This is a genomic window from Flaviflexus sp. (genome assembly GCF_041440645.1).
In the GTDB taxonomy this organism is placed as follows: domain Bacteria; phylum Actinomycetota; class Actinomycetes; order Actinomycetales; family Actinomycetaceae; genus Flaviflexus.
Genome location: NZ_JASDVN010000052.1, coordinates 1 through 4,339 on the forward strand (window position 1 = coordinate 1; position 4,339 = coordinate 4,339).

The window sequence follows — 4,339 nt, forward strand, 5'->3', positions numbered from 1 at the left end:
GGATGGAGAGGAGCGCCTTGCCCATGGATCCGGAGCGTGCGAGGCGTGCACGCAGGCGCTGCATGCGAGACGGAACCGATTCCGGAGTCTCGAGAGTTGGGGTGGGTTCGACCTGGGCCGGGGCTTCCGCGCCGGCTTCCTCATCGATGACCGTGGGGGCGCCGACCTCCTCTTGGGTGCGCGCCTCCTCGTCGGTGATGACGGGGGTGGTGGTCTCGTCCAGGCGGAACTGCTCGTCCTTGCGCTTCTTCGAACCCGCGAACAGGCCGATGACAACGCCGAGAACGACAATGACAGCAAGAATGATGTAGAGCGTTTCAGGCATGTCTCCAGTTTCCCCCATCTTTTCCCTCGAGTACACCTCAACGGTCCTATCTCACCGCTTCGTCCCATTTCTGCGCCGTCTTGGTCGCGATTGCCGCTAGTGTGGTCCTACAGCCTACAAGGAGGTTACGAATGAAGGCTCTGATCAAGCCTGAACGGGCACCCGGATTGGAGTTGAGGGACGTAGCCGAGCCGACACCCAGGCACGGTGAAGTCAAGATCAAAGTCCTGCACGCAGGACTCTGCGGCACCGACCTGCACATCCTCACCTGGGATGATTTCGCTGCCGCCCACGTCTCCCCTGGTCAAACCATCGGACACGAGTTCTTTGGCGAGATTGTGGAACTCGGCCCCGGAGTCGAGAAGGACGATCGCGCCGACGTCTTAAGAGTCGGCGACCGCGTCTCCGTCGAGGGACACGTTGTCTGCGGCCGATGTCGCAACTGCCGCGGCGGACGCTTCCACATGTGCATCCGCACCTCCTCCATCGGAGTCGACCGGGATGGTGCGTTCGCAACATATGTGACCGTTCCCGCCCACAACGTCTGGGTCCAGCCACCGGAGATCGACCCCGAACTCGGCGCCATCTTCGACCCCTTCGGCAACGCGGTCCACACCGCCTTCCAATACCCGCTCACGGGTGAGGACGTTGTCATCACGGGCGCGGGCCCAATCGGAATCATGTCCGCACTTATTGCCCGCCACGCTGGCGCACGCCACGTCGTCCTCACCGACATTTCCGATGATCGCCTCGATCTTGCTCGGGAGGCATTCGATGACTACGGCGAGGTCGTTCTCGCCAACACTCTGAACACGTCTCTCGAGGAGGTTCAGGTTGAGTTGAACATGAAGGAGGGCTTCGACGTTGCGTTCGAGATGTCGGGAAGCCCGCGCGCCATGGATTCGATCATCAACAACCTGACCCACGGCGGCAAGATCGCGATGTTAGGCCTGCCCGCCGCTCCCTACGAGATCGACTGGAACCGCGTCATCACCCGCATGCTCACCATCAAGGGAGTTTACGGGCGCGAAATGTTCGACACCTGGTACACGGCAACCACCATTCTTCTATCATCCAAGCCCCTGCGCGAAGCCCTACGCAGCCTCATCACCCACAGGTTTACCGCCGATCAGTGGGAGGAGGCCTTCGCGGCCGCCGCCTCCGGCCACGCCGGCAAGGTCCTCATCGATTGGAGTCACACATGATCACGTTCACCGACCAGCTCGCTGGGGAACTGGCCAGCATTGAGGAGGCCGGACTCACGAAGAGGGAACGACTCCTCACCTCCCCGCAGTCCCCCCACATCACCACCGCCCAGGGTCCCGCCCTCAGCTTCTGCGCCAACAACTACCTTGGGCTTGCCAACAACCCCGAGATCATCCAAGCCGCACACGAAGGCCTCGACGAGATGGGATTCGGTGCGGCCTCCGTCCGCTTCATCTGCGGAACCCACGAGGCGCACACGAGGTTCGAGGAAGAGATCGCCGAGTTCGTCGGCAAGGAAGCGGCAATCCTCTTCCCCTCCTGCTTCGATGCTAACGGCGCCCTCTTCGAGGTGCTCCTCACCGCCGATGACGCCGTCATCTCCGACTCCCTCAACCACGCCTCGATCATCGACGGCGTGCGCCTCTCGAAGGCGCAACGCTTCCGCTACGAGAATCGGGACATGGTGGGGCTGGAGAAAGCCCTCCAGGAGGCATCCTCCGCACGCAGGAAGCTCATCATCACCGACGGCGTGTTCTCCATGGATGGCTACTACGCTCCCCTCGAGGAGATTTGTGACCTCGCGGAGAAGTACGGTGCCGCGGTCGCAGTCGATGACTCGCACGCAACCGGCTTCGTTGGTCCTAAGGGCGCCGGCACCCACGCACGCGCGGGAGTCCAGGACCGTGTCGACATCCTGACCGGAACCCTCGGCAAGGCACTCGGTGGAGCATCCGGCGGTTACGTGGCGGGCCCCAAGGAGGTCATCGACCTCCTTCGTCAGCGTGGCCGCCCCTACCTGTTCTCCAATGCCGTGGCACCCGCCCTCGTTGCTGGAGCGCGGGTTGCCCTCCGCCTCGCCAAGGAGGGCGACGACCTGCGCGAGACCCTCGAAAAGAACGCCTCCCACTTCCGCGAGCGCATGTCCGATGCTGGTTTCGACCTGCTTCCCGGTTCCCACCCCATTATCGCGGTCATGTTCCCCGGTGAGGACGGTGCGAGGCTCGCTGGCCAGATTGCCGACGACATGCTGAAACTCGGTGTCTACGTCACGGCCTTCTCGTTCCCCGTGGTTCCCCGCGGTCAGGCCCGCATCCGCGTCCAGCTGTCCGCGGCCCACACCGAGGCCGACATCGATGCCTGTGTCGATGCGTTCATCGCCTCTCGCGACCGGGTCCTGGGCGAGAGCAACGCGGAATAACCGGCGCAAGCAGATAGCGAGCAAGAGCAGATACGAGAATGGTGCCCAGACGGGCACCATTCTTCTATTTACTCTTCTTTTTTGCTCAGATTCGTGAAGCCCGTTAGCTCAGCGTGATGACGCGATCGGCGCGGTCCCTGGTGAGCGCTATGAGGTCGGCATTGGCCTGGTCGGGTCCGAGGGTCCACTCCCGTGCGAACTGCTCGTCCTTGCCGGAGGCGATGTGGCGGTCGATGAGCCGGGACACTCGCAGATCGTCATCGACCTGTACGAACCAGGACTCGTCGAGTAGGTCAGCGACACCGGACCACGGCGCCTCGTCCACGAGGAGGTAGTTGCCTTCGGTGATAACGAGGTTGGTGGTGGCTGGGATGCGGATCGCGGAGGCGATGGAGTTGCCGATGCCGCGCTGGTAGGCGGGTGCGTAGATGTCGTTCTTCTCGGTGCGCAGGCGCTTGAGCAACGCGATGTAGCCGTGAGCATCGAACGTGTCCGGTGCGCCCTTGCGATCCCTGCGACCAAGCCTTACGAGTTCGTCGTTCGTGTAGTGGAACCCGTCCATGCCCACCACGACGGCGCTATCCCCCAGAGCTTTCTGCAACGCAGTGGCTAGGGTGGATTTGCCGGCACCGGGTGCGCCAGTGATGCCGAGGATGGTGCGTGAGGTGGAGAGTTCGCGTGCTCGTTCGAGGAGCTTGCTGGGCACCTCGATGTTCACGAGGGCTTACGGGAGGACTCGCGACCGGCCGTGGTGAAGAAGTCACCGAGCGACACGTCGTCAATGTGGTCCTCGAGGCTACCGAGCTCCTTGTTGCGGAGTGCACTGTAGGACTCGCTGACCAGTCCGCGGGTTTCATCCCACGTGTTGGCAGCGTCAGGGTCACGGCGCACAAGCATGACGATAGACACGACGAGGAGGGCCAAACCAACGAGTGCAAGTAACATTCCAAAGCTCACGGTTGTCATTATGGCCTGACCTGCAACAACACGCCACGCTGGGACACGGTAAGTGACCGAACTGTAACCTTATTCAGCTGTGAGCTCGAACCATAGGGGGACAATTCGGAACTCTGAAAGAGTCTTGGCGGATTGCAGGGAACCGGTACGTGACCATCTCACGGCACTACTCGGAATCGGAGATCTCGATCAGTTCGCCCGTCATTCTGCCAGCCTTGCCGGTGATCGTGAAGGTCAGGTCGCCTCGACGCTCGTAGCCCTCACCGTCGCCGAGGTAGAGCGTGCCGCGGGTAAATCCTTCAGCTTCGAAGTCGAAGTCGTCCGGCAGGTCAATGTAGACATTGACGGGAGCACACTTCTGAATGTTGACCGCGTCCTCCTCTGTCGCGGAATCCTCGCTCTCATTGCCCATGTCCAGAATCAGGTAGCAGGCCTCGAGTTCCTGCCCGCCGTCGGCGTAGGTGATGAGGATGTCCTGGAATGTCACCTCGTCACCCTCCGACAGGTTGTATAGCTCGTGCTCGTTCTCGGAATCAAGGACAACTGGCTCGCTTCCGCACCCAGCAAGGAGGGATGCACCAGGACACAGCGACGCTCCCAAGCTCAACGGAGGCTTACGCGCTGACCTGCCGTGCATCGTTGACTCCTTGGTT

At 61.9% G+C, this 4,339-nt stretch carries 5 protein-coding genes and 1 pseudogene; 2 read left to right on the top strand and 4 right to left on the bottom strand.

The window, feature by feature from the left end; genetic code table 11:
- A pseudogene (locus QMB98_RS07755) lies at positions 1-325 on the bottom strand (signal recognition particle-docking protein FtsY); the annotation flags it as partial.
- Between the two features lie 131 nt (positions 326-456).
- Here QMB98_RS07755 and tdh point away from each other — a divergent pair.
- Positions 457-1,530, top strand: coding sequence for an L-threonine 3-dehydrogenase (gene tdh / locus QMB98_RS07760; protein ID WP_371685132.1), 1,074 nt, complete (start codon positions 457-459; stop codon positions 1,528-1,530).
- Positions 1,527-2,729 (top strand): glycine C-acetyltransferase, encoded by a 1,203-nt coding sequence (locus QMB98_RS07765; RefSeq protein ID WP_371685133.1) that lies wholly within the window; start codon positions 1,527-1,529, stop codon positions 2,727-2,729. The genes tdh and QMB98_RS07765 overlap by 4 nt, the downstream gene beginning before the upstream one ends.
- Before the next feature lie 103 nt (positions 2,730-2,832).
- Here QMB98_RS07765 and QMB98_RS07770 read toward each other — a convergent pair whose 3' ends face one another.
- The 3 genes from QMB98_RS07770 to QMB98_RS07780 form a co-directional block, all read right to left on the bottom strand.
- Complete coding sequence (locus QMB98_RS07770) at positions 2,833-3,447, bottom strand: nucleoside/nucleotide kinase family protein (protein WP_371685134.1); 615 nt, start codon at positions 3,445-3,447, stop codon at positions 2,833-2,835.
- Entirely contained in the window at positions 3,444-3,674 is a 231-nt protein-coding gene (locus QMB98_RS07775; RefSeq protein ID WP_371685135.1) for a hypothetical protein, read from the bottom strand. Before QMB98_RS07775 ends, QMB98_RS07770 begins: the two co-directional genes overlap by 4 nt.
- Before the next feature lie 178 nt (positions 3,675-3,852).
- On the bottom strand, positions 3,853-4,339 hold a 487-nt coding region (locus QMB98_RS07780), incomplete at its 5' end, for a hypothetical protein (protein WP_371685136.1).

Coding starts and splice junctions, on each gene's coding strand:
- tdh (WP_371685132.1), top strand. CDS start 457: ATGAAGGCTCTGATCAAGCCTGAACGGGCACCCGGATTGGAGTTGAGG.
- QMB98_RS07775 (WP_371685135.1), bottom strand. CDS start 3,674: ATGTTACTTGCACTCGTTGGTTTGGCCCTCCTCGTCGTGTCTATCGTC.
- QMB98_RS07765 (WP_371685133.1), top strand. CDS start 1,527: ATGATCACGTTCACCGACCAGCTCGCTGGGGAACTGGCCAGCATTGAG.